The organism is Metasolibacillus meyeri, assembly GCF_003049505.1.
In the GTDB taxonomy this organism is placed as follows: domain Bacteria; phylum Bacillota; class Bacilli; order Bacillales_A; family Planococcaceae; genus Metasolibacillus; species Metasolibacillus meyeri.
Map to the genome: position 1 here is coordinate 1 of NZ_PYWN01000212.1, position 3651 is coordinate 3651.

The 3651-nt window shown below is 35.8% G+C and carries 4 protein-coding genes; 1 reads left to right on the forward strand and 3 read right to left on the reverse strand.

The genetic code is table 11. The annotated features are described in order from the left end of the window. Window positions 1-381: alpha/beta hydrolase (locus tag C9J34_RS22215; protein WP_420799146.1), on the forward strand; the 381-nt coding region annotated here is incomplete at its 5' end. 64 nt (window positions 382-445) lie between these two features. Here the strand turns inward: C9J34_RS22215 and C9J34_RS20915 are convergent. The 3 genes from C9J34_RS20915 to C9J34_RS20925 all read right to left on the reverse strand — a co-directional run bounded on the left by C9J34_RS20915 (window position 446) and on the right by C9J34_RS20925 (window position 3245). Further along, window positions 446-1222 (reverse strand): AraC family transcriptional regulator, encoded by a 777-nt coding sequence (locus C9J34_RS20915; protein ID WP_107842097.1) that lies wholly within the window; start codon window positions 1220-1222, stop codon window positions 446-448. A gap of 11 nt (window positions 1223-1233) precedes the next feature. Next, window positions 1234-1809: a LysE family translocator gene (locus tag C9J34_RS20920; RefSeq protein ID WP_107842098.1), complete on the reverse strand. Its 576-nt coding sequence runs from the start codon at window positions 1807-1809 to the stop codon at window positions 1234-1236. A gap of 77 nt (window positions 1810-1886) precedes the next feature. Next, a complete protein-coding gene (locus C9J34_RS20925) occupies window positions 1887-3245 on the reverse strand; it encodes a trypsin-like peptidase domain-containing protein (RefSeq protein WP_107842099.1) in 1359 nt (452 codons plus the stop codon). Window positions 3246-3651 lie beyond the last annotated feature (406 nt).

A 3651-nucleotide genomic window follows, 5' to 3' on the forward strand; every position in this document is an offset into this window, starting at 1 on the left:
GTTCCACTCACTATTTTGATGTGGGGGTCTTACAGCCTGTTAATACGGGATAAACAATTAGAAGGAAAAGACAAGGCGCAAATATCTCATGAATTGGATTGTCTAAAAGCATCTTCTTTTAGTAGCTTATTACAGTTTCAGGAATACATTGACTTAACAATGGAAGGTTTGTCAAGCATCGAAAAACCTATATGTATCTTATATGGAGAGCTAGATGAAGCCTTATATAAAGAAAGTGCCGAGGAAATTTATCAAAATGTATCTTCACAACATAAAAGTGTAAAGGGATATCCTAATTCAAGCCATTTAATGACATTAGGAGAGGATCAAGAAGAAATCCAAACTGACATCTTATCTTTCTTAAATCATTTACAATGGTGATTCTCTTAAGCACCATTGTAAACATCCTGAACAATTCTTATCATTTAGAACTAAATTCGTTTATTTACTCAATGAACGTCAAATACTCATAAGCCGTTGTGCCAAAAATGCTTTTAAATTGCTTGTTTAAATGGGTTAAATCAACAAATCCACATTGCTCTACTGCTGTATAAATATCACCTGTTTGCTCAATAATGTTCTTTGCACGCTCTACTTTATAGTTCAAAAAATATTGGTACGGTGTGATACCGTTATGTTTCTTAAAAAGTCGAATAAATTGAAATGGCGTTAAATCAATTTCTTGGCAAACATCTTCCATTTTAAATACATGACTACTGTGTGCATGCATGATTTCTTTCGCTTTTTGGATTAGCTGACTATCTTTTTTCAACGCTGAGCTTACATCCTGTTCAACTAAGCTATCCGCTAAATGTAGAAACAATTCACTGCATAATGCTGGATTTTGCTGTGTTAAAATCGCCTTGGATAAGGCTAATATATTATTTTTCACTAGATGATTGTATATAACAGGTTCCTTAAAACAGACGACATCCTTTTGCTGAATCGCTTCTAAAAATAACTGCGGTTCTATGTAAAGCATCACATAGTCAAGCCCTTCATAGTCATGTGCCATGCCATCGTGCACTTGCTCAGGATTAAATAGCATCACCCCATTTTGATAGGAGAGCTGTAATTGTCCATCTAAACAATAATGTTGAATCCCTTTGAGCGTTACACCAAATGCATACTCTTGATGCGCATGTTTTTTATATTTAAAATCAGTAAAACTTGCCTGTAGTGCTGTAATACCAATCGCTTTTTTATATGTGAAACTTTGCATAATATTCACCTCTAAAACCACATCATTACAGCCGCATAAATCAAACAAATGGCCATGATGGTGTTCGCTATTTTTTGATGGTTTTGTAAAAATTGCTGAAACACTGTTCCTACTAATACCCATAGCAAGAAAGAAATAAAGCCAATACTTGTAATCACTAGTACACTAAGTGACAATGGTAAAAATGCATCATAATAGGGTAAGACAAAGCTTGGAATTACCGTGAATGTAAATAGCAATACTTTGGGATTTAAAAATTGCATCATAAACCCTGACGAAAAATCACCTGTTTGATTGTTATTGCCACTAGCAGCATCCATTTTATATATTTGATAAGCAAGATACAACATGTACGCTGTTCCGACAATTTGCATCAACAATAAAATTTTCGGAATCCATAAAGCAAGCACCATGTTAAATACAGCCGACAATACAAGCAAAATAAAAAAAGCAATGGTGGAGCCATACGTATACTTTAACCCTCTTTTAAAGCCATAGTGATTTGTTGTGGACAAAATCACTATATTTGCTGGTCCTGGCGTAACGGTAATAATAAAACAGTACAGCAAAAAAGATGTAATATTCATAAGACGTCTTCCTTTCTAACGTATCTTTTTGAATAGTACATCAATCAATTTATTTCCTATAGTACAAAATTGCATTTTCAGCTACCCGACACCTCGATAAAGTTTTGGGCAAATTGATAAATAACATGTGCAGGCACAGCCAAATTTAAATTTTGCCCATCGTCAAAGCCTGCTGTAATTAAGCCAACTAATTGCCCATGCATGTTTAATAAAGCACCGCCAGAGCTACCGTTAGAAATCGGCGCTGTAAATTGAATCATCGGCATTTGCCTTATATCTCGAAAGCCTGACACAATGCCATCTGAAACAGAATTAAACAATCCTAAAGGGCTGCCAATTGCCACAATTTTCTGTCCTCGCACTAATTGACCATCCATTTTAACTGGTAACGCTTTTCCTGCTCGATTTACTTTTAATATCGCCAAATCATAAATATGATGATATTTCACAAACTGATCTGTAGTATATTCGGTTGCATCATTTTCATAGAGCACCGAAAAATATTCCCCACCACTCACAACATGCAAATTCGTTAAAATATAGCCATCCCGATGCAATACAACACCAGAACCGAAGCATACGACTTCGCGATCGGGTCCAAATGTTTTAATCATCACAACTGATACAGCTAAAGAAGCTAGTTGCTCATAGCTACATTCTTTCGTAGGAGTAGGTATCACCTTAGCAGTTTGAACTGGCACAACGGTTGGTTGCGGCGATTGTACACTTAACGCTGGCATCGTTAGCTCCTGTTGATAGACATTCTGACATTTGTATAAAGTAGAGGCCGCCGCTATAATCGGGTGTAAATTTACCACGTCTTCTTTAGGGTTCATATAGCAAATATCACAGCCGAGCATTGATAAGAAATATAAAAAATATAATTCATGCTGTGTCACATCACCGATAAACACAACTTTCGGTGAGTGTCGATGTTCCTCCGAGAAAAGTCGAGGTAAATAACAATCCATCCAATATAAAAACTTGACTGCAAAGTTCTTTATTAAGGTAGGACTTGCATGAGGCTGGCTATCTTTCAACATCTGAATCATCTGTTTAAAGCTAAGCTTTTTTGTCCATTCAAGGCTCGCATTGTTTAGCTTGTTACCTAAAGGTGTCTTATCAAGTAGCGGCAAATGCTCCATCGCAATCTGCCACTCTTCCCAACGCTTCATCATTCGGTCAATTTCTGCTTTATTCGTCAATCCTTCAAGCTTATGTAGTCGTAAATAAGGAATGCTCTGCTGTGCAAAATACTCCTCCATTTTTAAAATATCGTTCTTATAAAGTTCAACAGACTCAGCTATACCAATATAGCGTAGAAAAACAACCTCCTTTGTAAGAGAACGATGGCTGTCATGATTTTGTATAAAGTCCTGCATAGGGTTTTGCAGACTTTTATATTTAATTTTTAGCGGTCTCGTGGTCACAAACATATTCATCCAACTCCTATAAGTATTCTATTTCTTCCATATTAATAGGCTGTTAGCTTCCCTGTAGCAAAGTAAATTAACAGCCTGTTAAGCTGCTTCACTTTATAATACAATTCTCTGCCATTCTTTTAAATCCTTCATTTAACCCAATATGTAAAAAGAACCTATATTATACAAGATGATTTTGAAGGAAAAGGATTTATTGCTGGAAACAAGGTAGGAAAATCGACCATAATTAAGCGTATAATCAAAAAATTATTTACAACACGAAAAAAATACAACCGCGAATTGGCTGTATACACAATCAAAATATTTTTTATATAAAGTGAACCTTCAATCAGTGGGGGTTTTCCTTATCCCCCACTGATTGGTAGTTTCACCAATCGGGTTTTTACAGGCTGTTGATCCC